This window comes from Roseateles sp. GW821-FHT03B02, from assembly GCF_059421025.1.
Genome location: NZ_JBWKUV010000003.1, coordinates 131867 through 156885 on the forward strand (window position 1 = coordinate 131867; position 25019 = coordinate 156885).

A 25019-nucleotide genomic window follows, 5' to 3' on the forward strand; every position below is an offset into this window, starting at 1 on the left:
GCATTGCGCTCAAGGAGCCCGTCATGTCCGCCCTAAAGAACCTCTGCCTGACCGCCGTGCTGACGGCCCTGACCGCCCCGGCCTGGGCCGGCCTGACCTACACGGGCACGGGTGCCTACAACGTCGGCACCTCCAGCGGCCCCGGCGGCACCGTGGCCGCGAGCGGTCCCTGCGGCAACATCGCCGGCCAGGACTCGACGGAGTTCAACGGCGCCGGCGTCGACAACATCGGCATCCACGCCTATGCCTGCGACAACAGCCCGTCCAGCTTCGGCGCCCGCGCCTCGGGCGAGAACACCTACTTCGCCCAGGGCATCGCATCCATCATCGGCACCCAGGGGGGCAGCGACTCCGCCGACTTCGCGTTCATCATCAACCCCGGCCAGGTGGGCGCCTTCGGCAGCACGGCCTTCATGGCCGGCGAGTTCCAGAAGGCCAGCCTGTCCATCAAGCTCGTCATCGACGGCACCACCTACCTCGACGAGGCCTGGAGCGCCGAGGTCAGCGCCGGCGGCGCCATCACCAAGAGCTACGACCACGGCGGCCCGTTGTCGGTGGGCTGGACCAGCAAGGAAGGCCCGGGCTACTTCAGCTACGGCATCGCCGGCGGCAGCTACTCCATCCCGCTGCTCGCCCTGCCGGGCAACGCCGACCACAACATCTCCTACGTGATGACGTCGGAAGCCTCCGGCAACATCAGGACCACCACCACCTGCTCAGCCGTGCTCTATGACAGCAGCGGCCAGATGCCGAGCGCCGCCTTCGCGGCCGTCTGCGGCGCGGGCTCGACCTCGGGCGACCCCAACAATGACCCCATCGCCACCGCGACCGGCCAGGTGCCCGAGCCCATGACGGCCGGCCTGGCGCTCACGGCCCTGCTCGCCGCAGCCGGCGCACGCCGTCGCGCCAGGCGCTGACCGCGGGCGGACCGGCGGCGCCCCGGCCAGCGCGAGCGCGAGCGCCGAGGACCAGGCCCGGCGCAGCAGATAGCCGCGCCGCCGAAAAACGGCCTGCCGGGGGAGGGCCGAGGCCCGAGCCCCGGGCGACGGTTCAGGCGAACCTGAACGGCAACTCCCGCTGCCGCTGGCCCGTCAGCCGCGCCACCGCGTTCGCCAGGGCCGGTGCCAGCGCCGGCACGCCCGGCTCGCCCATGCCCTTGGGCGGGTCGTTGCTCGGCACGATGCTGACCGTCATCACCGGCGGCGCGTCGGTGATGCGCGGCATGGCCATGTCGTAGAAGTTGTTCTGCTCGACGGCCCCGTCCTTGAACGTCACGCGGTGGGTCGGCATCGTCGTGCCCAGGGCCATGATGGCGGCGCCTTGCACCTGGGTCTCCACGGCCTTGGGGTTCACGCAGAGGTTGCAGTGCACGCCGGCGTGCACTTCCTGCAGCACCGGCTGTCGGTCCTTGCCCTTGCCCTTCATGCTCGCGACGACGACGTAGGCGACGACGGACTCGAAGCTCTCGTGCACCGCCACGCCCCAGGCCTGGCCGGCCTTGAGCTTGCGCTTGCCGTAGCCGCTCTTGTCGACCGCCGCCTGCAGGGCCGCGCGATGGCGGTCAGCCTTGGCGTTGCCTTCCATCAGCTTGAGCCGATAGGCCACCGGGTCCTGTTTGGTGGCGAAGGCGATCTCGTCGACCAGCGTCTCCATGACGTAGGCCGTGTGCGTGGAGCCCACCGAGCGCCACCACAGCACCGGCACGTTGACCTCGGGGTGGTGCACGCTGAGGTTCATCGGGATGTCGTAGGGCTCGCGCATGCCCTCGGTCGTCGTGCCGTCCACGCCCTTCTGGTAGCCGAAGCCCTCCAGCGGCGAGCCCTTCAGGATGCTCTGGCTGACGATGCGGTGCTGCCAGCCCAGCACTTTGCCGGCGGCGTCGAAGCCGATCTCGGCGCGGTGCACGGTCATGGGCCGGTAGTAGCCGGCCTTGACGTCGTCCTCGCGGCTCCAGATCACCTTGACCGGCATGGGCTTGCCGGCCTGCGCCAGCGCCACGGCAACCGCCGCCGCCTCGCGCGGCCATTCGGTCGCGGGCGTGGCGCGCCGGCCGAAGCCGCCGCCGGCCATCTGCACATGGATCTGCACCTGCTCGGGCTTGAGCCCCACCGTCTTGGCCAGGTTCATCGCGTCGATGCCGGGCATCTGGGCCGCGTAGTAGAAGTCGCAGCGGTCGGCCTTCAGGTCCACCGTGCAGGCCAGCGGCTCCATCTGGGCGTGGTTGAGGTAGGGGAAGACGAAGTCGGCCGTGATCTTCTTCGGCGCCTTGGCCCAGGCGCTCACATCGGCCTGGAACTCGGGCTTGGGTGCCGGCGTGCCGGCCGTCTTCGCCATCGCCAGGTACTGCTTGGTGAGCGCCCCGGTGTCGGGCTTGGCGACGCCGCCCATGTCCCAGTCGACCTTCAGCGCATCGCGGCCCTTCTTGGCGGCCCAGTAGCCGCTGGCGACGACGGCCACGCCCTGGCCACCGCGGTCCAGAGCCACCGGCAGCACGGCCTTGACGCCCTTGACCTTCATCGCCTCGCTGCTGTCGAGCTTGGCGACCTTGCCGTTGAAGACCGGCGGGCGCTGGATGACGGCGACCGCCATGCCGGGCAACTGCACGTCCATGCCATAGGCCTGGGTGCCAGTGCTCTTGGCCTGGCTGACGACGAGCCCCGTGGGCTTGCCGATGAGCTTGAAGCTCTTGGGGTCCTTCAGCGTGACAGTCTCCGGCACGGCCAGCTTCATGGCCGCGTCGAAGAACTCGCCATAACCGGCGCTCTTGCCGCCGCCCGAGATGACACCGTTCTCGGCCTTCAGCGACGCAGCCGGCACGCCCCAGCTCTGGGCCGCGGCGGCCAGCAACATGGCCTTGGTACGCGCGCCCAGCTCGCGGTACTGCTGGTAGCTGTTCTTCACCGAGTTGGAGCCGCCGGTCAGGTGGATGCCGAACAGCGGGTCCACGTACTCGGCCTTCTGGTCGCCGAAGCCGGTGCGGACCTTGCCCCAGTCGGCCTCCAGCTCTTCGGCACAGATCATGGCCAGGCCGGTCTCGATGCCCTGTCCCATGTCCATGCGGTTGCACAGGATGGTGGTGGTGCCGTCCCGGGCGATGCTGACGAAGGCCAGCGGCTGCTCGGTCGGCTTGGAGCCGGGCTTGGCCTTGTCCTGCGCCAGCGACACGCCCGGCAACAAGGCCAGGCCGACGGCGCCGCCGACGGTGGTGGTGACGAAGGCGCGGCGGGACAGGCCGCCACTCATGGCCTGATCAATGCGGCGTGGATTCAGCATGTCATTCCCCTCAGGCGAGCTTGGCCGCGGCCGCGTGGATGGCGGCACGGATGCGGGTGTAGGTGCCGCAGCGGCAGATGTTGCCGGCCATGGCCGCGTCGATCTGCGCGTCGGTCGGCTTGCTGTTGCCCTTGAGCAGGGCCACGGCGCTCATGACCTGGCCGCTCTGGCAGTAGCCGCACTGGGCCACGTCATGCTCCACCCAGATGGCCTGCACGACCTGGCCGACCTTGTCGCTGGCGATGCCCTCGATGGTGGTCACGGGGCCCTGCACCGAGGAGATGGGCGTCATGCAGGCGCGCACCGGGCTGCCGCCCACGTGCATGGTGCAGGCGCCGCACTGGGCGGCGCCGCAGCCGAACTTGCTGCCGGTCAGCTGGAGCTCCTCTCGCACCGCCCACAGCAGGGGCATGTCGGGGTCGGCGTCCAGCGCGACGGCGCGACCGTTGACGGTCATGTTGATCATGGCGAGCTCCTGCAGCGGGATGGGAAGCCGGCCACTCTAGCCAGAAGCAGTGCCCCCGTACATCACTCAGGCATTGCCATCCCCGGCTTGTCAGGCCCGCGCGTACTTGGCCAGGGCCTGCAGCAGCGCCGCCAGGCTGATGGGCTTGGTGAGGTGGGCGTCGCAGCCCGCTTCGAGGGACTGCTGCACGTCGGCGTCGAAGGCATTCGCCGTCAGCGCGACGATGGGCGTGCGCGGCCGCCCCTCGGCCGCCTCGACGGCCCGCCATTGCCGCGTGGCGGCGAGGCCGTCCATGCCGGGCATCTGCATGTCCATCAGCACCAGGTCGAAGTCGCCGTCGCGCAGCGCGGCCAGCGCCCGGGCCCCGTCGGACACGCGCGTGATGTGGTGACCCAGGGGCGCCAGCATGCCCTCGATGACGAGGACGTTGACGTCGTTGTCTTCAGCGAGCAGCAGGGCCAGCGCATGGTCGGGCGCGACGCGCTCGGCGCGCGGCTCCGCCAGGTCGGCCTGGGGCGGGTGGGCGTCGGGCAGGTCCAGCGTGACCTCGAAGCGGCTGCCCTCGCCGACGCGGCTGTGCACGCTGACGTCGCCACCCATCAGCCTTGAGAGGCTGCGCGTGATGGCCAGGCCCAGGCCCGTGCCGCCGAACTCCCGGGCGATGGCCGCATCGGCCTGCGCGAAGGGCTGGAAGATGCGCTCCAGCCGGTCCGGCGCGATGCCGATGCCGGTGTCCTGCACGCTGATGACGATCCTGCCCTCGCCGTCACGCGACAGCTCCACCGTCACGCCGCCGGCCTTGGTGAACTTGATCGCGTTGCCGACGAGGTTGGTGATGATCTGCGCGACACGCTGCTGGTCGCCCAGCACCCAGCCCGCGGCCTCGGTGCGCGCGAACACGCGCAGCCACAGGCCCTGGCTCTGGGCGCGCTCGCGCAGCAGTTCCAGCTGCAGCTCGACGAGGTCGACGAGGTTGAAGGGATGCGAGGCCAGCTCCAGCCGGCCGCTCTCGATGCGGGCGTTGTCCAGCAGGTCGTTGATGAGGGCGAAGACCTGGCGGCCGGCATGACCCAGCACCTCGACGTAATGGGCCTGCTCGGGCTTGAGCGGCGAGCGGGCCAGGATGTCGGAGAAGCCCAGCACGGCATTCATCGGCGTGCGCATCTCGTGGCTGACCTGGGCCAGCAGTTCGGTCTTGGCGCGGCTGCGCGCCTCGGCCAGCTCGCGCTCGCGCGTCAGCTCGCGTTCACGCTGGCGGGCATGGCGCTCGTGCTCGATGGCGGTCAGCACCAGTGCGAGCGCCAGCAGACACAGGCCCGGCGCGGGCGTGGCCAGCAGGCCGGCGAGCGCAGCGCCCCAGGGCAGCAGCACGATACCCGCCAGCCCCAGCCCCGCGGCAAGGGCCTGGCGGCGCAGCAGCAGCGGCAGGGCGCCGACGGCCAGCAGCAGCGCGTCCAGCGCCCACACGGCCGGGCCCTCGTCGCGCAGCAGCGGCAGCGGGTCCGCGCCCAGGGCCTCGAACACGGCCGCGTTCAACGCCACGCCGGAGAGGCGGCCCTGCGGCGTCATGACCTCGTCGGCGAAGAACGCGCTGCTGCCGACGAAGATGCTGCGGCCGGCGAGCAGGCGCGCCAGCTCGGCGTCCTCCGCTTCGCCGAGCGCCGCGCGCATCAGCCGCTGCCAGGACACGCGCGGCGCCTCGCCGCCCTCGCCTCGCTCCAGCAGCGGCAGGCGCAGGCGCAGCCGGCCGTCCTCGTCGACCGGCCAGCGGCGCGCACCGGCCACCAGCGCGCCGCCCTCGCGCCGCCAGGCGGGCGTCCCGTCGGCGCGCAGACGGGCGGCAAAGGCGAGGCTGGGCAGGCTGCGACCCTGCACGCGATGCAGCAGCGGCAGGCGGCGCAGCAGGCCGTCGTCGTCCAGCGCCACGGAGATGAGTCCCAGGCTGGCGGGCTCGGTCAACGCGTCCAGCAGCGTGTCGGCGGGGGCCGTCAGCGCGTCCCAGTCCAGGCCCGGCGCGTGGGCGGCGCCCAGGCGCGCCAGGGCACGCTGCTCGGCGGCGCTGGCCGCTGCCAGCTCGACGGCCGCGCGCTGGCGCAGGCCCGCGGCGGCCAACACCACCGGCGGGCCGGCGGCCAGCGTCTGCGCCAGCCGCGCATCGCCCTCGCGCGGACCGGTGAAGACGATGTCCATGACGACGAGGCGGGCACCCGCCTGGCCGAGGTAGTCCAGCATCAGCGCGTAGACCTCGCGCGAGTACGGCCACTCGCCGAGAGGCTGGCGCAGCGCGCGCAGGGAGGCGTCGTCGATGTCGACGACGACGCTGGTGGCCGCGGCAGCACGCGGCGCCGCCGCGCGCAGCAGCAGGTCGCCGAGGGTGCGGTCGATGCGCGCCTGGGCGCCTGTCAGGCTCAGCAGCGCCCACAGCAAGAGGGCGGCGGGCAGGGCAAGCCAGGGCCAGCGTTTCAAAGCAGGGGCACGAGGAGCAGCGGCAGCAGCCAGAGCCAGCGCGGATAGGGCTGCTCGATCATCTGCGCCTGCCCCCAGGGGCTGGCCGCGCCGGCCGCGTTGAAGGCCCGGGCGCGCAGGAAGTACTTGCCGGGCGACGGCTTGGGCATGACGAGCTCCGCCTTGTCGGTGGCGAAGCGCTGCACGTCGGCGCCGTCGAAGGCCTCGGTCCGGGCCCATTCCAGCTCGTAGCGCGTGACGCCCGGGTCGGCACGCCAGCGCAGCCTGAGCTGGTCGCCGCTGAGCTCGGGCTCGGCCGGCGGCGGCGCGGGCGGCGGTGGCTTGAGCTCGAAGCTCTGTGGATCGCCGAAGGGGCCGGCGCGGCCGCCGGCTTCCACGGCAGCGATGCGCCAGTGGTAGACGCCGTCCGGCAGCCTGGCGTCGTAGCCCGCCGCGTCCAGCGGCGGCGGCTGCAGGGCCAGGTCCTTGAACGCCGCATCGCGCGCGATCTGCAGGCGCACGTTGGGTGCGACGGTGTTGCGGCTCCAGGCCAGCGCAATGCCGCCGGTGTAGCTGACGGCACCCTGGGCCGGCGCCTGGATGAAGGGCGGTTCGGGGCGGGCCTGCAGGCGGATGTCGACGTCGGCGGCCGCACCCTCCTGGCCGCGGGCGTCGATGGCGCGCAGGCGCAGGCTGTAGTCGCCGTCGGCCAGCTCGCGGCCCTCGGCCCAGGCGACGCTGGGCCCGGACACGCGGGCGTCGAGCAGCAGCCTGTCGTAGTCGCCCCTGGCGTAGAGCTGGGCGCGCCAGCCGGTGGCGCCGGCCGGCGAGGCCGCCCAGCTCAGCTGCAGCGGCAGGCGTTCGGCGAGCCTGGGCATGGCGGACAGGTCGGGCGCCGCCAGCAGCGCGCCGACCGAGCGCGCCGAGCCTTCGGCAAGCAGGCCCTGGCCGGCCGCCACATCGGGGCCCAGGCCGTCGGCATGCACCGCGCCGGACAGCACCTGCATGCGGCTCTGCGCCCCGGCCGTCTGCACGCGGAACTCGGTGCCGCGCACGCCCAGGTTCACGTGCGGCGTGCGGATCTCGTACAGCGGCACGCGCTGGGCGTTGGGCGCGACACGGCTGTCCGCGCCGCCCTGCTGCACGCCGATGCGCACCGCGGGGAGCGCGCCGCGGCCCAGCACCAGCAGCTGGTCGAGCGTGACGTCGCTGTCGGGCGGCACGAGCAGGCGCGAGCCATCGGCAAAGCGCAGGCTGGCGCTGGACTGGGCGCCGGTGCGGATGCGGTCGCCGCTTTGCAGCGTGGCGCCTGCCGTCAGCGGCTCCAGGGTCGCGCTGCCGCGCTGGCGCGTGACCTGGCCGCGTGCGAACACGGCCTCGGCGACGCCGGCCTCGCGCCGCAGCCAGGCGATGGGCATGCGCAGCGTCGAGCCGGGCATCAGGCGCAGCGGATCGGGCACGCGGTTGAGCTTCTGCAGGTCGCGCCAGGTCCTGGGCGGCGCCAGCCAGGCGTCGGTCAGCGTGATCAGCGTGTCGCCGGGCTGGATGCGGTAGCGCCAGTCGGCGTCTACCGCCTCGGTTTGCGCACGTGCCCAACCGCAGGCCAGCAGCAGACCCATGGCGAGCCAGACTCTCATCGCATTCATCCGAGCCTCCCTTTCCCTCGCAGGAGCTGCGATCCTAGCGATGCCGGAGAATGCCGAACACGGGAGGAGTGCGCGCAATGCTCACGATTTCGGGCTTCATCGGCTGGCTGCGCCGCCACCGCATCGCGTGCTTCGGCATCATGGTGCTGAGCTTCATCAGCTTCGGGCTGCTGACGCTGGATCTGGTGCGCCTGGTGAGTGCCAATGCCGCCCTGTTGTCGGACTACGGCTGGCAGGGTCTGCAGGACGGCGGCCTGCGCCAGCTTCTGGAACTGCTCGCCTCGACGCTGGCGGCGATGGCGGCCTGGCTGCTGTTCAAGGTTTGCGAGACGGTGCTGGTGCAGTCCTGGACGCGCTAGGCCTGGGCGAGCGCGTCCAGCAACTGCCCGCGCAGGCGGCGCAGGCGCAGCAGCTCCTGGTCGGGCGCCTGCAGCGCCGGCCACAGCAGGGCGACGAGATCGCGGGCACTGGCCTCGACGTCGATCTGCCGGCCGGCCACCACCACGTCCCACAGCATGTGCTCCATGGGGCCGAAGACGAGGGAGCGCAGCAGGCGCAGCGGGATGTCGCTGCGCACCTCGCCGGCCTCCTGGCCGCGCGCCAGCAGGTCCATCAGCGGCGCGGTGTAGCGGCGCTGCAGCTCGACGAAACCCTCGCCGAGATCCTGGCCCTTGGTGCGGCCCTCGGACAGCACCAGCGCGCACAGCCCCGTGCCCTGGATGAGGAAGAGCCGCAGATGCGTCAGCACGATGAATTCCAGCTGCTCGCGCACCGGCGCGCTGCGCGGCAGGCCGGCCTCGATGGCCGCGATGATTTCGTCGTACCAGTCCTGGATGACACGCATGCACAGCTCGCGCTTGCTGCGGAAATAGGTGAAGACGGTGGCCTCCGAGACGGAGAGGCGCTGGGCCACCTCGGTGGTCGTGGCGCGCTCGTAGCCGCGCTCGGCAAACACCTCGCGGCCCACGCGCAGGATGTCGCGCACGCGCTGCTCGGCCTTGGGGCCGGCGGGAGAACGGCGCTGGGGCGGGGCGGCGGTAATCGTCATCGGGGCCGCATTCTGCGCAATTATTGAGTAACACTCAAGTCGGCATTGCATCCGTGTTCACCCTGGATTATTCTGACGCCCCTCGCGCGGCTCACGAGGCTGCCATCCATAAATTGAGTCTTGCTTAATCATTGATTCGGCAAGCTCGCCGGGAGACACCATGCCGGTTCTGACCACCCAGCTCAACCCTCGCTCGGCCGACTTCAAGGCCAATGCCGACGCGATGCGCGGGCTAATCGACGACCTCAACGCCAGGCTCGCACAGATCGCCCAAGGCGGCGGCGCGGCCGCGCGCGCCAAGCACACCGCACGCGGCAAGCTGCTGCCGCGCGACCGCGTGGAGATGCTGCTGGACCCCGGCACACCCTTCCTCGAACTGGCCCCGCTGGCCGGCCTGAACATGTACGACAACGCGGCCCCGGGCGGCGGCGTGGTGGCCGGCATCGGCCGCGTGTCGGGCGTGGACTGCATGATCGTGTGCAATGACGCCACGGTGAAGGGCGGCACCTACTACCCCATCACCGTCAAGAAGCACCTGCGCGCGCAGGAGATCGCGCAGCAGAACCGCCTGCCCTGCCTCTACCTGGTGGACAGCGGCGGCGCCAACCTGCCGAATCAAGACGAGGTCTTCCCCGACCGCGACCACTTCGGCCGCATCTTCTTCAACCAGGCCAACCTGAGCGCCGAAGGCATCCCGCAGATCGCCGTCGTCATGGGCTCCTGCACGGCCGGCGGCGCCTATGTGCCAGCCATGAGCGACGAGACCATCATCGTCAAGAACCAGGGCACCATCTTCCTGGGTGGCCCGCCGCTGGTGAAGGCCGCCACCGGCGAGGTCGTCACGGCCGAAGATCTGGGCGGCGGCGACGTGCACACACGCCTGTCCGGCGTGGCCGACCACCTGGCCAACAACGACACCCATGCGCTGGCCATCGCTCGCCAGTCGGTCGCGCGGCTGAACTGGACCAAGGCGAACCCGCTGGCCATGCAGCCGCCCAAGGCGCCGGCCTTCGACCCGGCCGAGCTGCACGGTGTCATCCCCACCGACACCCGCAAGCCCTTCGACGTGCGCGAGGTCATCGCCCGCATCGTCGACGGCTCGGAGTTCGATGAGTTCAAGGCCCGCTACGGCAACACCCTGGTCTGCGGCTTCGCCCACATCGAGGGCATGCCGGTGGGCATCGTCGCCAACAACGGCATCCTGTTCGCCGAGAGCGCCAACAAGGGCGCCCACTTCATCGAGCTGTGCTGCCAGCGCAAGATCCCGCTGGTGTTCCTGCAGAACATCACCGGCTTCATGGTCGGCCGCAAATACGAGAACGACGGCATCGCCCGCGCCGGCGCCAAGATGGTGACGGCCGTGGCTTGCGCCCAGGTGCCCAAGTTCACCGTCATCATCGGCGGGTCATTCGGCGCCGGGAACTACGGCATGTGTGGCCGCGCCTACTCGCCGCGCTTCCTGTGGATGTGGCCCAACGCGCGCATCTCGGTGATGGGCGGCGAGCAGGCGGCCAGCGTGCTATCCACCATCCGCCGCGACGGCATCGAGGCCAAGGGCGGCGCCTGGAGCGCCGAAGAGGAAGAAGCCTTCAAGGCGCCGATCCGCCAGCAGTACGAGGACCAGGGCCACCCCTACTACGCCTCCGCCCGGCTGTGGGACGACGGCGTCATCGACCCGGCCGACACGCGCCGCGTGCTGGCGCTGGGTTTGTCGGCCTCCTTGAACGCGCCGATCCCGGACACCCGGTTCGGCGTGTTCCGGATGTGATGCGCCCCCCTGCCGCCCTCATCGCGTCGCTGGCAGCGGCCCTGGGCCTGCACCTGCCCGCCAGCCAGGCTGCGACCGCCGAGGAGCTGGCGCGCGTGCAGCTGCGGCTGCAGGCCGCCGCTGCACCCTGGTGCGAGCGGCTGAGTGAACGGGCGACCGACGGCAGCAAGCGCTGCACGATCCAGATCCAGGCCATCGCCGGCGACAGCGTGCGTGCGTTCTCCCTCATGGGCAATGTGGTCGTCACGCAGCCCCTGCTGGAGCTGCTGGCGGAGCCCGAGCTGGCCTTGATCGGCGGCCATGAAATCGCCCATCTGGTGCTGGGCCATGCGCTGACCGGCGTCGCAATGGCGGGCCAGCCGCCCGCCGCCGCGCCCATGCTGGAGCGCAGGACGCCGCCGCCTCACGAGGAGGCGCCGAAAGACCGACTGCAGATGGAGCTGGACGCCGACCGGCTCGGCCTGTTCCTTGCGGGGCTGGCCGGCTACCCCGTCCGGCAACTCGCGGCCGACTGGCCGGCGCTGATCGCCCGCCTGCCGCTGAAGTCCCGGACCGGTGACGACACCCATCCCGCCAGCGAGCTGCGCGTCAGGCAATTGCGCGACGCGGCCGGCGAGTTCTGCACCAGCGGCCAGCGCGGCCAAGCGCTGATGCCCACCCTCGAACGCCTGCAGCCCCGCCACGAGGCCGATGTCGACGCGCTGCGTGAACAGCAGGCGCAGCTGCCCATCCTCACGATCTGCCGACAGCCGGTCACGCCATGACGCCCATCGCCATCCGCCCCATCAGCAAGGCCGACAGCATCGAAGACCTGACGCGGCTGCTGCACGCCGCCTATGCCAGCCTCGCCGCCCAGGGCTGGAACTTCACGGCCGTGGACCAGCCCGTCGAGGTCACGCGCCAGCGCCTGGCCGACGCGCAGGGCTTCGTCGCCGTCGCCGACGGCCGCATCATCGGCACCGTGGCCGTGCGCGGCCCCAAGCCCGCGGGCGAGGCCTACATCGCCGACCCACCGCCGCCGCTCTACACGACGGCGGGCACCGCCATCCTGTCCCAGCTGGGCGTTCACCCCGACTGGCGCGGCCAGCGCGTGGCCGAGCAGCTCATCGACACCGCCGAGCGCTGGGCAGCGGCACAGGGCCTGCAGCAAATCGCCCTGGACACCGCCGAACCGGCCACCGCGCTGCGCAGCCGCTACGCCCGCCGCGGCTATGCCGAGGTGGGCGCCGTGCAGTGGGCCGGCAAGACCTACCGTTCCGTGCTGATGTGCAAGCCGCTGGCTGCGGCCCAACCCGAAGCGACCTCGCCATGACCACCTGCCTGACCGTCACCACCGCCGGCCACGTCGCCCGTGTCACGCTGAACCGCCCCGAGGTGCGCAACGCCTTCAACGAGGTGCTGATCGGCGAACTGGCTGCCACCTTCACCGAGCTGGGCCTGCGCGCCGACCTGCGCGCCATCGTGCTGGCCGCCGAGGGCAAGGCCTTCTGCGCCGGTGCCGACCTGAACTGGATGAAGGCCATGGCCGGCTACAGCTGGGACGAGAACCATGCCGACGCCACCCGCCTGGCCGACATGCTGTGGGCGATCTACTCCTGCCCGGTGCCGGTCATCGCCCGCGTGCAGGGCGATGTGTACGCCGGCGGAGTCGGCCTGGTGGCCTGCGCCGACATCGTCGTGGCGGTGGAGACGGCGGGCTTCTGCCTGTCGGAAGCCAAGCTGGGCCTGCTGCCCGCCACCATCGGGCCCTACGTCGTCAAGGCCCTGGGCGAGCAGGCCTCGCGGCGCTACTTCGTGACGGCCGAGCGCTTCCCGGCCGACGAGGCCAGGCGCCTGGGCCTGGTGCACGAGGTCGTCGCGGCCGAGGCGCTGGATGCCAAGGTCGACGAGCTGGTGGCGGCCATCACGGCCAACGGCCCAGCCGCCGCGCGCGCCTGCAAGCAGCTCGTCAAGGACGTCGCCAGCCGTGAGATCACGCCCGCGCTGCGTGACGACACCGCCCGCCGCATCGCCGACATCCGCGCCAGCGCCGAAGGTCGTGAGGGCGTGCAGAGCTTCCTGGGCAAGAGCAAGCCGAGCTGGCTGGCCTGACGATGGATCTCGACGCCGTCCACCTGCTCGCCCTGGCCGCCGCGCTCGGCTGGGCCAGCGGCCTGCGCCTGTACCTGACGGTGCTGCTGGTCGGCATCGCCGGGCACTGGGGGTGGATTGCGTTGCCACCGGGGCTGCAGATCCTCGGCACGCCGCTGGTGATGGGCTGCGCCGCGGCGCTGGCCCTGTTCGAGTTCCTGGCCGACAAGGTCCCGTTGTTGGACAGCGCCTGGGACGCCCTGCACACGCTGATCCGCATCCCCGCCGGCGCAGCCCTGGTGGCCGGCGTCGTCAGCGGCTGGGCGGGCGACCACGGCCAGGCCTGGGGCATCGTCGCTGCACTGCTGGGGGCCGGGCTTGCAGCCACCTCGCATGTCGCCAAGGCCAGCACGCGTGCGGCGGCCAATACCTCGCCCGAACCCTTCTCCAACATCGGCCTGTCGCTGATGGGCGACCTGGCCGTGCCGGCCATGCTGTGGCTGGCCCTGGCCCATCCCTTCGTCTTCTTCCCGCTGCTGGCGTTGGCGTTGGCCGTCATGGCCGCGCTGATCTGGTTCTGCTTCAAATTCCTGCGTGCGCTCCTTCGCCGGTTGCGCCGCCCTGCCCTCGCATGACCTCCCTCCAAGACCGCAGCCGCGCCGCCGTCTGGCACCCCTGCACCCAGATGGCGCGCCTGGACGCCGTGCCGCCGCTGCCCATCGCCCGCGGCGACGGCCCCTGGCTGTTCGACACCGACGGCCGGCGCTACTTCGACGCCAATTCGTCCTGGTGGGTCAACCTGTTCGGCCACAGCGACCGCGCACTGCATGACGCGATCAAGCACCAGCTCGACACCCTGCCGCATGTGATGCTGGCCGGCTGCACCCACGAGCCGGCCGTGCGCCTGGCCGAGCGGTTGTCGGCGCGCACGGCCGGCGCGCTGGGTCACGTCTTCTTCGGCAGCGATGGCGCCAGCGCCGTCGAGATCGCGCTGAAGCAGAGCTTTCATTCGTGGAAGAACCGCGGCCTGACGGACAAGCGCGAGTTCGTCTGCCTGAAGAACAGCTACCACGGCGAGACCCTGGGCGCGCTCAGCGTGACCGACGTGCAGGTCTTCCGCGACGCCTACGACCCGCTGCTGATGCGCGCCCACATCGTCACGTCGCCGGATGGCCGACTGGGCAACGAAGCCGAGGCCCTGGCCGCGATGCGCGCCCTGCTGGCCGAACGCCATGCGCAGATCGCCTGCGTCATCGTCGAGCCGCTGATCCAGGGCGCGGCCGGCATGGTCATGTACTCGCCCGAGTACCTGCGCGGCCTGCGCGAGCTGACGCGCGAGTTCGGCGTGCACCTCATCGCCGACGAGATCGCGGTGGGCTGCGGGCGCACCGGCACCTTCTTCGCCTGGGAGCAGACCGGCACCGAGTGGCCGGACTTCCTGCTGCTGAGCAAGGGCATCACGGGCGGCACGATGGCGCTGTCCCTGGTGCTGACGACGGACGAGGTGTTCGCCGCCTTCTGGAGCGAAGACGTCACACGCGGCTTCCTGCACTCGCACTCCTACACCGGCAACCCGCTGGCCTGCGCCGCAGCCAACGCGGTGCTGGACCGCTTCGATGCCGGCCAGCTCGACGCCAACCGCGCCCAGGCCGAACGCCTGACGCGCGCCTTCGCGCCCTTGTCCTCACGCATCACCCACCTCCGCCAACGCGGCATGATCCTGGCCTTCGATGTGCCTGAAGCACCACCCCGCTTCGCCGAGCGCTTCCATCTTGCGGCGCGCGCACACGAGCTGCTGATCCGACCGATCGGCGCCACCGTCTACCTGATGCCCCCCTACCTAATCGACGACGCGACCGCGGCCTTCCTGGCCGGGGCCGTGACGGCGACATTGAACGATGTCCTTGCTTGAACACCTGAGCGCCAAGCTCGCCGCCATCTCGGCGCAGAGCCTCAAGCGCAGCCTGCGCCGCGCCGACAGCGGCACCGCCCCCCGCCAGACCATCAACGGCCGCGAGCTGCTGATGTTCTGCTCCAACGACTACCTGGGCCTGGCCGCCGAGCCGGCCATCGCCGAGGCTCTGGCCGAAGGCGCACGCCGCTGGGGCGGCGGCTCGGGGGCCTCGCCCCTGGTCAGCGGCCACAGCGCCGCCCACGAAGCCGTTGCCGACGCCCTCGCGCGCTGGTACGCGCCGCACATCCCGCAGGCCCGCGCCATCGGCTTTTGCACCGGCTACATGGCCAACCTCGCCGTCGTCGCGGCGCTGGGCGACGAGCACACCGAGATCTTCTCGGAGCAGCTCAACCACGCCTCGCTGATCGACGCGGCGCGGCTTGCCAAGGCCCGGGTCACGCGCTACGGCCATGCCGACGTGGCCGGCCTGCGCTCGCTGCTGGCGGCCAGCACGGCCAAGGTCAGGCTCATCGTCACCGACGCCGTCTTCAGCATGGACGGCGACCTGGCACCCCTGCCCGAGTTGCTGGCCCTGGCCGAGGAATTCGACGCCTGGCTCATCGTCGACGACGCCCACGGCTTTGGCGTGCTGGGCGAAACAGGCCGCGGCTCGCTGGAGCACTTCGGCTTGAAGAGCGAGCGCCTCATCCTGGTCGGCACGCTCGGCAAGGCCGCCGGCCTCGCGGGCGCCTTCGTCGCTGCCCACGCCACCATCGTCGACTACCTGCTGCAGGCCGCACGCAACTTCATCTTCTCGACCGCCTCGCCGCCGGCCGTCGAGCATGCCCTGCTGACCAGCTTCGCACTGATCGAAGGCCCCGTCGGCACGCAGCGCCGAGCCAACCTCGTCGCGCTGCAGGCCCGGCTGCGCGACGGCCTGCTGGCCCTCATCGACCGCCACCCGCGCCTGGGCTGGCAGCTGACCGATGCGGCCACGCCCATCCAGCCGCTGATCGTCGGCGGCAACGCCGAGGTCATGGCCCTGGCCGCCGCGCTGGAGAGCGCCGGCCTGCGCGTGCCGGGCATCCGCCCGCCCACGGTGGCCGCCGGCACGGCGCGGCTGCGCATCACGCTGTGCGGCACGCACACCGCCGCCGACGTCGACACGCTGCTGACGGCGCTGGACCGCGCCGCCGCCGCGCAGGAGTGCGCAGCGTGAAGGGCTTCTTCATCACCGGCACCGACACCGAGATCGGCAAGACCGCTGTCACGGCCGGCCTGGCCCACGCCTTCGCGCTCGCTGGCCGCCGCGTCGCCGCGCTCAAGCCCGTCTCCGCCGGCCAGGACTTCATCGACGGCCATTGGCTCAACGACGACGTCGAGCGCCTGCGCGCCGCCGGCAACATGGGCCTCACGTCCGCCGAGGTGGGCGCGCTGCAGCTGCGCACCGCCTGCGCGCCGCACATCGCCGCGCGCATCGAGGACGAGGCCATCGTCCGCGAACCGTTGCTGCATGCGCTGCGCTGGGTCGGCGGCCGGGCCGACGTGGCCCTCGTCGAAGGTGTAGGCGGCTTTCGCGTGCCGTTGAACGACAGCTGGGACACCGCCGACCTCGCCGCCGACCTCGCCCTGCCCGTCATCCTCGTCGTCGGCCTGCGCCTGGGCTGCATCAACCACGCGCTGCTGACGGCCGAGGCCGTGCGCGCCCGCGGCCTGACGCTGGCCGCCTGGGTGGCCAACACCGTGGACGAGCGTCAGCCTCACGTCACCGACAATCTGCAAGCTCTGCAGCGCGGCCTCGCCGCCCCCTGCCTCGGCCATGTGCCGCGCCTGGCCCACGCCGACCACGCCACGATGGCCCGCCATCTGTCGCTCGAACCCCTGCTCGGACACCTCCCCGCATGAACCAGATCCAGACCCTCACCCCCACCACCGACGCCGAGCGCCGCCAGGCCACCCCCTGGACGGTCAAGGACGTCGTGGCCCTGTTCGACCTGCCTTTCAACGACCTGCTGTTCCGCGCCCAGCAGGTGCACCGCGAGCACTTCGACGCCAACGCGGTGCAGCTCTCGACGCTGCTGTCCATCAAGACCGGCGGCTGCGAGGAGGACTGCGCTTACTGCCCGCAGTCGGCTCACTTCGACACGGGCCTCAAGGCCGAGAAGCTGATCCCGCTCGAAGAAGTGATGGAAGCCGCCCGCGCCGCCAAGCAGAACGGCGCGACACGCTTCTGCATGGGCGCTGCCTGGCGCTCGCCCAAGCCCCGCCACCTGGAGGCCATCGGCGAGATGATTTCCGAGGTCAAGGCGCTGGGCCTGGAGACCTGTCTCACCGCCGGCATGCTGGAAGACGGCCAGGCCGAGCAGCTCAAGGAGGCGGGCCTCGACTACTACAACCACAACCTCGACACGGCGCCCGAGTTCTACGGCCAGATCATCACGACCCGCACCTACCAGGACCGCCTGGACACGCTGGAGCGCGTGCGCCAGCAAGGCCTGAAGGTCTGCTCCGGCGGCATCGTCGGCATGGGCGAGACGCGCCGCCAGCGCGCCGGCCTCATCGTGCAGCTGGCCAACCTCGACCCCTACCCCGAGAGCGTGCCCATCAACAACCTCGTGCAGGTCGAAGGCACGCCGCTGGCCGGCACCGCGCCGCTGGACCCGCTGGAGTTCATCCGCACCATCGCCGTCGCCCGCATCACCATGCCGCGCGCCATGGTGCGCCTGTCGGCTGGTCGCGAGGAAATGCCCGAGACCATGCAGGCGCTTTGTTTCCTCGCTGGCGCCAACTCCATGTTCTACGGCGACAAGCTGCTGACGACGAGCAACCCGCAGGCCGAGAAGGACCGCGCGCTGCTGGAGCGCCTGGGCATGCGCTGCTCGACGGAGGCCGAGCTGACGCCGTCCGACGCGGCGGCCAAGGTGCAGGTCTGCACCCACTGATCCCTGTGACACCGCGCGCTGACGGCCCATCGACCTGAAGCGCGCCCCGATCCCGAATCCACAAGAAGACGGCTGAGGAGACAAGAGAGATGTTCAAGAAGATCCTGATCGCCAACCGCGGCGAGATCGCCTGCCGGGTGGCCGCGACTGCCAAGCGCCTCGGCATCCAGACGGTCGCCGTCTATTCCGAGGCCGATGCCGATGCTCAGCATGTCAAGGCCTGTGACGAGGCCGTGTTGATCGGCGGGCCGGCGCCGCGCGACTCCTATCTGCAGTGGGAACGCATCCTCGCCGCGGCCAAGGCCACCGGCGCCGAGGCCGTGCACCCAGGCTACGGCTTCCTGAGCGAGAACGAGGCCTTTGCCCAGGCCTGCGCCGATGCCGGCGTCGTCTTCATCGGCCCGCCGCCGAGCGCCATCCTGGCCATGGGCCTGAAGGCCGAGTCCAAGCGCCTGATGGAAGCCGCCCAGGTGCCGCTGGTGCCGGGCTATCACGGGGCCGACCAGGAACCGGCCTTGCTCAAGCGAGAGGCCGATCGCATCGGTTATCCCGTGCTGATCAAGGCCAGCGCCGGCGGCGGTGGCAAGGGCATGCGCGCCGTCTACAGCGCCGACGAGTTCGATGCCGCCCTGGCCTCATGCAAGCGCGAGGCCATCAACAGCTTCGGCGACGATGCGGTGCTGATCGAGCGCTATGTGCAGCGCCCGCGCCACATCGAGATCCAGGTCTTCGGCGACTCGCACGGCGACTGCGTCTACCTGTTCGAGCGCGACTGCTCGGTGCAGCGCCGCCACCAGAAGGTGCTGGAAGAGGCGCCCGCGCCGGGCATGACGCCGGAGCGCCGCGCCCAGATGGGCGACGCCGCCGTGGCGGCGGCCAAGGCCGTCGGCTATGTCGGCGCGGGCACGGTCGAGTTCATTGCTGAACAAGACGGCCGCTTCTACTTCATGGAGATGAACACGCGGCTGCAGGTGGAGCACCCGGTCACCGAGGCCATCACCGGCCAGGACCTGGTGGAGTGGCAGTTGCGCGTCGCGGCCGGCGAGCCGCTGCCGCTCAAGCAATCGGAGCTGCGCATGCACGGCCACGCCATCGAGGCCCGCATCTGCGCCGAGAACCCCGACGGCGGCTTCCTGCCTGCCACCGGCGCGCTGGACGTGGCCCGCTGGCCCGCCCACGTGGCGTTTGAGCGCGGCAACGTGCGCATCGACGCTGGCGTGCGTGAGGGCGATGCCATCAGCCCCTTCTACGACTCGATGATCGCCAAGCTCATCGTCTGGGGCGAGGACCGCGCCCAGGCGCTCGCCCGCCTGGACACCGCGCTGCGCGACACCCACATCGTCGGCCTGCACACCAACGTCGCCTTCCTGCGCCGCTGCGCCGCCACCCGGTCGTTCGCGGGCGCCGATCTCGACACCAGCCTGATCGAGCGCGAGAAGGCCCAGCTGTTCGACCAGCCCAGCCTGCCGCTGCGCGTCAGCGCCGCCGCCGTCGTCGCCCACACGCTGGCTGTGGAGGGCGCGACCCAGGACACCGACCCGTGGAGCGCCCGCGATGGCTTCCGACTGTTCGGCTCGGCCACTCGCCGCTTCGACCTCGAAGCCGGCGGCAGCCATCACGAGGTGCTGCTGTCCCGCCACCACCGCGGCGGCATGACGCTGACGGTCGCGGGCGAGGCCATCGCCTTCGCCGTGCAGAGCAGCGATGCCGAGACGCATGAACTCTTCCTCGGCAACGAACGCATCCGCGTGAAGACCTATGCCCAGGGCGAACGCGTCGCCGTCTTCGGCGCCGACGGTTCGGCCGTGCTGACCGAGGTGGACGTCATCGCCCATGCCGGCGACGGCGCGGCCGAAGGCGGCCGCCTGACGGCCCCCATGCCCGGCAAGCTGGTGGCCTTCCTGGCCAAGGCCGGCGACACCGTCACCAAGGGCCAGCCCCTGGCCGTCATGGAAGCGATGAAGATGGAGCACACCATCTCGTCGCCGCGCGACGGCACCGTGGCCGAGCTGCTGTTCGCCGTGGGCGATCAGGTCGGTGACGGCGCGGAACTCCTCAAGCTGGAGGCCTGAACCATGGCCCTGCCCTCGCACGTCAAGATCCTCGACGTCGGCCCGCGCGACGGGCTGCAGAACGAGAAGGCCAACGTCGCCACCGAGCACAAGGCGACCCTGGTCGCCATGCTGCAGGACGCTGGGCTCAAGGAAATCGAGGTCACCAGCTTCGTCAGCCCGAAGTGGGTGCCGCAGATGGGTGACAACACGGCCGTGATGGCCGCCATCCAGCGCAAGCCCGGCGTGCGCTATTCGGTCCTCGTGCCCAACACCAAGGGCCTGGAGCCGGCGCTGGCGACCCAGCCCGACGAGATCCTCGTCTTCACGGCGGCCAGCGAGGCCTTCACGCAGAAGAACATCAACTGCTCCATCGCCGATAGCCTGGAGCGCTTCGCGCCGGTTATCGAAGGCGCGCATGCGGCCGGCGTGAAGGTGCGCGCAGCGCTGTCCTGCGCGCTGGGCTGCCCCTACGAGGGCGAGATCAGCGCCGACCAGGTGGAGGCCGTCGTCAAGCCGCTGCGCGCGCTGGGCGTGGACGCCATCGACATCGCCGACACCATCGGCGTCGGCACGCCGCGCAAGGTGCAGGCGGCGATGGAGCGCGCGCTCAAGCACTTCCCTGCCCCAGAGGTGTCGGGCCATTTCCACGACACCTATGGCCAGGCGCTGACCAACATCTACGCCAGCATGGAGCTGGGCCTGCACAGCTTCCACGCCAGCGTGGCGGGCCTGGGCGGCTGCCCCTATGCCAAGGGCGCGACCGGCAATGTGGCCACGGAAGACGTCGTCTTCATGCTGAACGGCCTGGGCATCGCCACGGGCATCGACCTCGATAAGCTGGTGGACGCGGGCGCCTTCATCTCGAAGGTGCTGGGCCGCTCGCCGGTGTCGCGCGTGGCGCGAGCGGTGCTCGCCAAGCGCGCAAGCTGAGAAATTTCATTCGATTGCAACGAATCTGACGTGTCGGTTGTCACAACTGACTGCTTAAAAAACTTGCACAAGGCCTGCCGACCCCGGCTGTAATCCGCCCGTCATAAAAACAAGGACGTTGGGTTGGCCGGGGCGCATTGGAGACGATGCGGGCCACTCGCGGTAGGCCATGAACTTTCAGCCTCTGAGTCTGCACAAGACCCGTTTTCAGGCGGGCAAGCCCACACCGTTCGGCATCTTCGATGTCGGCGGGCGCCTGCTGCTGGCCCGGGGCCATCAGTTCGAGAGCACCGAGCAGCTGGAGAAGCTGATCGAGCGCGAAGCGACGGTGGACGTCCGCGAGTTCGACGACGCGGCCCGCAGGATCGCCAACGCGCGGCGCGACCAGCTGCCGGCCTACTGGGACGAAAGCATGGGCGAGGTGGGGCGGCTGTTGCGCGCCAGCCCGACGAGCGACTTCACCCAGTCGCTGGACCATGCCTCCCGCCCGCTGATGGCCCTCATCGAACGCGACCCCGACCTGGCCATCCTGCAGGCGGTTCGGACCGAGGCCGTCGACGGTGGCCCGACCTCGTATGCCAGCAGGCACGCCGTGCACACGGCCACGGCCGCCTGCCTGGCGGCCACGCGGCTGGGCTGGTCGGCGCAGCAGCGGCAATGCGCGCTGCGCACGGCGTTGACGATGAACATCGCCATGGCCGAACTGCAGAACAAGCTGGTGACCCAGGTGTCGCCGGTCACGCCGCTGCAGCGTGCCGAGATCCAGTCCCATCCCGAGCGCAGCGCGGCCATGCTGGAGATGGCCGGCGTGACGGACGCCGAATGGCTGGAGGCCGTGCGCCAGCACCATGAGGAGCACGACGGCTCGGGCTACCCGAGGCGGCCGGTCAAGGTGCACGAGGTGGCGCAGCTGGTGCACAGCGCCGACTGCTTCACCGCCAAGCTCAGCCCGCGGCTGAAGCGCCCGCCGATGCTGGCCGACGCCGCGGCGCGGCTGCAGTACCAATCCGCCAAGGGCGACGCGCTGACCGCCGCCCTCATCAAGGAGTTCGGCCTGTACCCGCCGGGCTGCACGGTACGGCTGAAATCCGGCGAAGTGGGCATGGTGATGCGCCGCGGCGAAAGCGCCAACACGCCCCTCGTGGCCGTGCTGACCGACCGCGAAGGCAATCTGCGCATGGAGCCCGCACGGCGCGACACCACCAAGCCCGAGTTCGGCATCGCCGCCGTGGTGCCGCTGGCCGGGCTGAAGGTACGGGTGGGGCTGGAAAAGCTGATCCGGGCCATGCCCGAATAGATCGGCTAGGCCCGCAACTCCCACAGCACGTTGACGATGCGCCAGCGCCCGTCCTCCTGGGCCAGGTGCATGTAGTCGATCCAGCCCTCGGCGTCCACGCGCACGCTGGCGACGCGGCCGAAGACGTCGAGGATCTTCACGTCGGCGCGCCTGCCCGTCTCGGGCTTGCCGGCGCGGGCACGCGTGGACTGCACCAGCGTCATGGCGCCCATGGTCTGCAGCACGCTGCGCCCGTCGGGCCGGCGCGCGACGATGCGCTTGGCCAGCTCGGGGTGCAGCGAGCGCTCCATGCGCGCCGCATCGCCGGCGTACCAGCCCTCGATGTAGTCGAGCGCGCAGGCCTCGATGGCGGCGGCCTCGGGCTCGGCAGCGGCCGCCGTGGAAGCGGCGGCCAGCGCCGCGCTGCTCATGAAGATGCGTCTTTGCAAGATGGGCTCCGTCCGGAATGGCGACCGGCGCGCAGCATGGCAGCAAGGCCCGCGGCGCGGAAGTGACTTTGGCTACACCGGGCCCTCGCCGCCCTCAGCTCAGCCGGTCGAGCGCGTTCTCGATCTGGCCGCGCTCATGCTCGCCCAGGCCGCGCCCGGCGCGGCGCACGCGCTCGACGAGGGCGGCGTCCGCCGGCCTGGCCTGGCCCATCTTTTCGGCCACGCGCAGCAGCACCTGCAGGCGCTCGAAGCCGCCCTCCATGCCCTCGGCGCTGGCGAGCACGCGCTCCAGGCCCGCCGGTCCCAGCCGCGGCCGGTCCAGCAACTGGTTCAGCGCCTCGCGCCGCTCGAAGCCGCCGCCGATGCCCGCCGCGGCGCGGGCATAGGCGTCGACCAGCTCGGCCTCGTCGCCCTGCAGGCGGCGCGCGATGGCGGCCAGGGCCTCGCGTTTCTCGAAGTCGCCCTGCAGGCGGGCCACGGCCTGCAGCGCGGCGGCAAGCACCGGGGGCTGCGGCATCGCGGCCACCTGGGCCTCGATGGCGGAGCGCAGCTCGAAGTCGCCGCCGATCCGGGCCGCCGCCTCGCCCCAGGCCGCGAGCACGGCGGGGCTGGCGATGAGGCGCGGTGCCAGCGCCGCAAGGGCCTCGCGGCGCTCGAAGTCACCGTCGATGCCGCCCGCGGCCTTCAGCCAGGCCAGCTGCTGCGGCTGCGCCAGCGGCAGCCGGGCGATCGCGCTCAGGGCCTCGCGGCGCTCGAAGCCGCCCTGCAGGCCGGCCGACGCGGCGATGAGCCGGTCCTGCGCGGCCGGCGGCACCGGACCGTCCAGCTTGAGCGCAGCCTCGATGCGGCGGCGGCGCGCGTAGTCCTCGCCGGGCTTGTCGACGTCCGCCAGCACGGCATCGAGGCCGCCCTTGGCGAACAGCTTCCTCGCGCGCACCAGCGGATCGGTCAGGTGCTCGGCCATGCGCAGCACGGCCTTGGCCCACCAACGGCGGCCGGCCTCGTCCAGCGCGGCGGGTTCGCCGCCGACGCGGTACTCGCTCCGGATGCGACCTTCGCCCATGGAGACGAGCTTCATCTCGCGCGCCAGACCGCCTTCGCGCTCGCGCACGACGAGGGTGCCGGTCAGCGCCTGCACCTCGTCTTCGGCCTCACCGAAGTCAACCTTGCCGTCCAGCGTCACGCTGAAGCTGCCGCCGGGGTAGCGGCTGTACATGCGCGTGCCGCGCGTGGAGATCGTCAGGCCGTCGGTGATGCCGCCCAGGTCGAAACGCTCCAGCAGTTCACGCCCGTCGGTGTGGCTCACGACTACCGCCGGCAGGGCGACCAGCGCGGCCAGCATGGCCGCCACCAGGCCCCAGCGCAGGCCGCGGCGCTCGCGCGGCGCGGCCTCGCCCTCGGCCTTCAGCAGTCGGCGCACGCGGGCCAGCAGCGGCGAGCCGGCGCTAGCGGCACCGCAGGCCAGCGCCGGGCCGTGCCGGCCGCCCTGGGCCTTCAGGGCCTCGGCGCAGCGCAGCAGGCTTTGCGCCAGCGCCAGGCCCTGGCCCGAGGGCGCGGCGGCTGCGGCGTCGCAGGCCAGTTCGGCGAGCAGGTCGAGGCGTTGCAGCGCGACGCGGTTCAGCGGCTGCGGCCACAGCAGCGCCTTCACGATGGCGGCGAGCAGGCGCCAGGCGGGGTCGCGCCGGCGCAGATGGGCCAGTTCGTGGCCCAGCACGGCGCGCGCCTCGTCGTCGGGCAGGGCCAGGCACCAGGCCGGCAGGCAGAGGACGCGACCCGGTGCCAGCAGCGGGCTGGCCCAGCCGGCACGGGCATGACGCAGCGCGGGCCGGGGCAGGCCCATGTCGGCGGCCAGGCGCGCGGCCAGGTGCCGCCAACGCGCGTCGGCCAGTTCGGGCAGGCGCTTGACGGCCCGGCGCAGCCACAGCCACTGCAAGGCCAGGCCGGCGCCCATCAGCGCGGCCCCCAGCAGCCAGGCGGCGACGAAGCCAATGGCCAGGTCATGCGCCCTGGGCGCGATGCTCGCCGTGATGGGCAGGGCGCCGAGCTGGGCGCTGGGCCGTGCCGCGACGGCCGGCACCTCTTCGACCACGACGGGCCGCGCGTCGGGCGACGCGACGAGCACGTGCCGCACGGCGTCGACCGGCGCCGGCGGCGGCGACGCGGACAGCAGCGGCAGGCTGGCGCTGACGAGGCCGCCGAGCAGGGCCAGGCGCCACAGCCACTCCTGCGTGGACGTGGACAGCCGCGCCAGCCCGCCAGCGCGCTCGGCGGCCCACAGGCCGGCCATCAACAGGCTGCTGTGCAGCAGATAGCTGCACAGCCAGGTCAGCAGCACATCGGTCATGGCGCGTCTCCCTTGCGTTGCTTCAGCAGGGCCTGCAGCTCGGCCAGTTCCCGGGCGTCGACACCGCGCGCGTCCAGCAGGTGGCTGACCAGCGCGCTGGCGCGGCCGGCGAACAGGCTGTCGACCAGGCTGCCCACCATGGAGCGCTGCACGTCGGCCTGCGTGACCAGCGGCTGGTACAGCAGCGCCCGGCCCTCGCGGCGGCTGCTCAGCAGCCCGCGCTTCTCCAGCCGCGTCAGCAGAGTCGCCACCGTCGTGTGCGCCAGGTCGCGCTCGCCGCGCAAGGCCTCGGCCACCTCGGCCGTGCTGGCCTCGCCGCGCGCCCACAGTACGCGCATCAGGCTCAGCTGAAGATCGCTGAGCGACACCTCGCCGGCCCCCGGTTCCTCGTCCATGATTTGCTTCTACAGTTGT

The 25019-nt window shown here is 71.5% G+C and carries 22 protein-coding genes; 14 read left to right on the forward strand and 8 right to left on the reverse strand.

All coding sequences use genetic code 11. The features are described 5' to 3' along the window. Positions 1-23: 23 nt before the first annotated feature. Positions 24-917, forward strand: coding sequence for a hypothetical protein (locus AC07VX_RS10400; protein ID WP_493164647.1), 894 nt, complete (start codon positions 24-26; stop codon positions 915-917). Between the two features lie 133 nt (positions 918-1050). On the opposite strand, the gene AC07VX_RS10405 is transcribed toward AC07VX_RS10400, so the two are convergent. The 4 genes from AC07VX_RS10405 to AC07VX_RS10420 form a co-directional block, all read right to left on the reverse strand. Then, on the reverse strand, positions 1051-3273 hold the full coding sequence (locus AC07VX_RS10405; protein WP_493164648.1) for a xanthine dehydrogenase family protein molybdopterin-binding subunit: 2223 nt from the start codon (positions 3271-3273) through the stop codon (positions 1051-1053). A gap of 10 nt (positions 3274-3283) precedes the next feature. Further along, the gene (locus tag AC07VX_RS10410) at positions 3284-3739 is read right to left on the reverse strand and encodes a (2Fe-2S)-binding protein (protein ID WP_493164649.1); all 456 of its coding nucleotides are present in this window, start codon (positions 3737-3739) and stop codon (positions 3284-3286) included. A 90-nt stretch (positions 3740-3829) separates the two neighbouring features. Continuing rightward, entirely contained in the window at positions 3830-6205 is a 2376-nt protein-coding gene (locus AC07VX_RS10415; protein ID WP_493164650.1) for a CHASE2 domain-containing protein, read from the reverse strand. Further along, positions 6202-7821: a FecR domain-containing protein gene (locus tag AC07VX_RS10420; RefSeq protein WP_493164651.1), complete on the reverse strand. Its 1620-nt coding sequence runs from the start codon at positions 7819-7821 to the stop codon at positions 6202-6204. Before AC07VX_RS10420 ends, AC07VX_RS10415 begins: the two co-directional genes overlap by 4 nt. An 86-nt stretch (positions 7822-7907) precedes the next feature. On the opposite strand from AC07VX_RS10420, the gene AC07VX_RS10425 reads away from it, so the two are divergent. Then, complete coding sequence (locus AC07VX_RS10425; protein ID WP_493164652.1) at positions 7908-8189, forward strand: hypothetical protein; 282 nt, start codon at positions 7908-7910, stop codon at positions 8187-8189. Here AC07VX_RS10425 and AC07VX_RS10430 read toward each other — a convergent pair. Further along, positions 8186-8878, reverse strand: a complete 693-nt coding sequence (locus AC07VX_RS10430) for a TetR/AcrR family transcriptional regulator (protein ID WP_493164653.1) — start codon at positions 8876-8878, stop codon at positions 8186-8188. The genes AC07VX_RS10425 and AC07VX_RS10430 overlap by 4 nt on opposite strands. 160 nt (positions 8879-9038) lie before the next feature. Here AC07VX_RS10430 and AC07VX_RS10435 point away from each other — a divergent pair, with 160 nt between their 5' ends. The 12 genes from AC07VX_RS10435 to AC07VX_RS10490 all read left to right on the forward strand — a co-directional run bounded on the left by AC07VX_RS10435 (position 9039) and on the right by AC07VX_RS10490 (position 21833). After that, complete coding sequence (locus AC07VX_RS10435) at positions 9039-10646, forward strand: carboxyl transferase domain-containing protein (RefSeq protein ID WP_493164654.1); 1608 nt, start codon at positions 9039-9041, stop codon at positions 10644-10646. Continuing rightward, positions 10646-11410, forward strand: coding sequence for a M48 family metalloprotease (locus tag AC07VX_RS10440; RefSeq protein WP_493164655.1), 765 nt, complete (start codon positions 10646-10648; stop codon positions 11408-11410). The genes AC07VX_RS10435 and AC07VX_RS10440 overlap by 1 nt, the downstream gene beginning before the upstream one ends. Next, a complete protein-coding gene (locus AC07VX_RS10445) occupies positions 11407-11958 on the forward strand; it encodes a GNAT family N-acetyltransferase (RefSeq protein ID WP_493164656.1) in 552 nt (183 codons plus the stop codon). Before AC07VX_RS10440 ends, AC07VX_RS10445 begins: the two co-directional genes overlap by 4 nt. Continuing rightward, on the forward strand, positions 11955-12737 hold the full coding sequence (locus tag AC07VX_RS10450) for an enoyl-CoA hydratase/isomerase family protein (protein ID WP_493164657.1): 783 nt from the start codon (positions 11955-11957) through the stop codon (positions 12735-12737). The genes AC07VX_RS10445 and AC07VX_RS10450 overlap by 4 nt, the downstream gene beginning before the upstream one ends. A 2-nt stretch (positions 12738-12739) precedes the next feature. Beyond that, on the forward strand, positions 12740-13351 hold the full coding sequence (locus AC07VX_RS10455; RefSeq protein ID WP_493164658.1) for a DUF4126 domain-containing protein: 612 nt from the start codon (positions 12740-12742) through the stop codon (positions 13349-13351). Continuing rightward, the gene (gene bioA, locus AC07VX_RS10460; RefSeq protein ID WP_493164659.1) at positions 13348-14628 is read left to right on the forward strand and encodes an adenosylmethionine--8-amino-7-oxononanoate transaminase; all 1281 of its coding nucleotides are present in this window, start codon (positions 13348-13350) and stop codon (positions 14626-14628) included. Before AC07VX_RS10455 ends, bioA begins: the two co-directional genes overlap by 4 nt. Continuing rightward, entirely contained in the window at positions 14615-15829 is a 1215-nt protein-coding gene (bioF, locus tag AC07VX_RS10465; RefSeq protein ID WP_493164660.1) for an 8-amino-7-oxononanoate synthase, read from the forward strand. The genes bioA and bioF overlap by 14 nt, the downstream gene beginning before the upstream one ends. Beyond that, positions 15826-16515, forward strand: a complete 690-nt coding sequence (gene bioD, locus AC07VX_RS10470) for a dethiobiotin synthase (RefSeq protein WP_493164661.1) — start codon at positions 15826-15828, stop codon at positions 16513-16515. Before bioF ends, bioD begins: the two co-directional genes overlap by 4 nt. After that, positions 16512-17552 carry a biotin synthase BioB gene (gene bioB / locus AC07VX_RS10475; RefSeq protein WP_493164662.1) on the forward strand — a complete coding sequence of 347 codons (1041 nt, stop codon included), beginning with the start codon at positions 16512-16514 and terminating at the stop codon, positions 17550-17552. Before bioD ends, bioB begins: the two co-directional genes overlap by 4 nt. Before the next feature lie 89 nt (positions 17553-17641). Beyond that, entirely contained in the window at positions 17642-19624 is a 1983-nt protein-coding gene (locus AC07VX_RS10480) for an acetyl/propionyl/methylcrotonyl-CoA carboxylase subunit alpha (RefSeq protein WP_493164663.1), read from the forward strand. A gap of 3 nt (positions 19625-19627) precedes the next feature. Then, positions 19628-20536 (forward strand): hydroxymethylglutaryl-CoA lyase, encoded by a 909-nt coding sequence (locus AC07VX_RS10485; protein WP_493164664.1) that lies wholly within the window; start codon positions 19628-19630, stop codon positions 20534-20536. A gap of 169 nt (positions 20537-20705) precedes the next feature. Next, positions 20706-21833: an HD-GYP domain-containing protein gene (locus AC07VX_RS10490; protein ID WP_493164665.1), complete on the forward strand. Its 1128-nt coding sequence runs from the start codon at positions 20706-20708 to the stop codon at positions 21831-21833. A 5-nt stretch (positions 21834-21838) separates the two neighbouring features. On the opposite strand, the gene AC07VX_RS10495 is transcribed toward AC07VX_RS10490, so the two are convergent. The 3 genes from AC07VX_RS10495 to AC07VX_RS10505 all read right to left on the reverse strand — a co-directional run bounded on the left by AC07VX_RS10495 (position 21839) and on the right by AC07VX_RS10505 (position 25000). Further along, positions 21839-22261, reverse strand: coding sequence for a nuclear transport factor 2 family protein (locus AC07VX_RS10495; RefSeq protein WP_493164666.1), 423 nt, complete (start codon positions 22259-22261; stop codon positions 21839-21841). A gap of 94 nt (positions 22262-22355) precedes the next feature. Further along, positions 22356-24605 (reverse strand): M56 family metallopeptidase, encoded by a 2250-nt coding sequence (locus AC07VX_RS10500; protein WP_493164667.1) that lies wholly within the window; start codon positions 24603-24605, stop codon positions 22356-22358. Beyond that, on the reverse strand, positions 24602-25000 hold the full coding sequence (locus AC07VX_RS10505) for a BlaI/MecI/CopY family transcriptional regulator (RefSeq protein ID WP_493164668.1): 399 nt from the start codon (positions 24998-25000) through the stop codon (positions 24602-24604). The genes AC07VX_RS10500 and AC07VX_RS10505 overlap by 4 nt, the downstream gene beginning before the upstream one ends. Positions 25001-25019 lie beyond the last annotated feature (19 nt).

Coding starts and splice junctions, on each gene's coding strand:
- AC07VX_RS10450 (WP_493164657.1), top strand. CDS start 11,955: ATGACCACCTGCCTGACCGTCACCACCGCCGGCCACGTCGCCCGTGTC.
- AC07VX_RS10500 (WP_493164667.1), bottom strand. CDS start 24,605: ATGACCGATGTGCTGCTGACCTGGCTGTGCAGCTATCTGCTGCACAGC.
- bioB (WP_493164662.1), top strand. CDS start 16,512: ATGAACCAGATCCAGACCCTCACCCCCACCACCGACGCCGAGCGCCGC.
- AC07VX_RS10505 (WP_493164668.1), bottom strand. CDS start 25,000: ATGGACGAGGAACCGGGGGCCGGCGAGGTGTCGCTCAGCGATCTTCAG.
- AC07VX_RS10405 (WP_493164648.1), bottom strand. CDS start 3,273: ATGCTGAATCCACGCCGCATTGATCAGGCCATGAGTGGCGGCCTGTCC.
- AC07VX_RS10440 (WP_493164655.1), top strand. CDS start 10,646: ATGCGCCCCCCTGCCGCCCTCATCGCGTCGCTGGCAGCGGCCCTGGGC.
- AC07VX_RS10490 (WP_493164665.1), top strand. CDS start 20,706: ATGAACTTTCAGCCTCTGAGTCTGCACAAGACCCGTTTTCAGGCGGGC.
- AC07VX_RS10455 (WP_493164658.1), top strand. CDS start 12,740: ATGGATCTCGACGCCGTCCACCTGCTCGCCCTGGCCGCCGCGCTCGGC.
- AC07VX_RS10425 (WP_493164652.1), top strand. CDS start 7,908: ATGCTCACGATTTCGGGCTTCATCGGCTGGCTGCGCCGCCACCGCATC.
- AC07VX_RS10480 (WP_493164663.1), top strand. CDS start 17,642: ATGTTCAAGAAGATCCTGATCGCCAACCGCGGCGAGATCGCCTGCCGG.
- AC07VX_RS10445 (WP_493164656.1), top strand. CDS start 11,407: ATGACGCCCATCGCCATCCGCCCCATCAGCAAGGCCGACAGCATCGAA.
- AC07VX_RS10430 (WP_493164653.1), bottom strand. CDS start 8,878: ATGACGATTACCGCCGCCCCGCCCCAGCGCCGTTCTCCCGCCGGCCCC.
- bioA (WP_493164659.1), top strand. CDS start 13,348: ATGACCTCCCTCCAAGACCGCAGCCGCGCCGCCGTCTGGCACCCCTGC.
- AC07VX_RS10435 (WP_493164654.1), top strand. CDS start 9,039: ATGCCGGTTCTGACCACCCAGCTCAACCCTCGCTCGGCCGACTTCAAG.
- bioF (WP_493164660.1), top strand. CDS start 14,615: ATGTCCTTGCTTGAACACCTGAGCGCCAAGCTCGCCGCCATCTCGGCG.
- AC07VX_RS10485 (WP_493164664.1), top strand. CDS start 19,628: ATGGCCCTGCCCTCGCACGTCAAGATCCTCGACGTCGGCCCGCGCGAC.
- AC07VX_RS10410 (WP_493164649.1), bottom strand. CDS start 3,739: ATGATCAACATGACCGTCAACGGTCGCGCCGTCGCGCTGGACGCCGAC.
- AC07VX_RS10400 (WP_493164647.1), top strand. CDS start 24: ATGTCCGCCCTAAAGAACCTCTGCCTGACCGCCGTGCTGACGGCCCTG.
- AC07VX_RS10420 (WP_493164651.1), bottom strand. CDS start 7,821: ATGAGAGTCTGGCTCGCCATGGGTCTGCTGCTGGCCTGCGGTTGGGCA.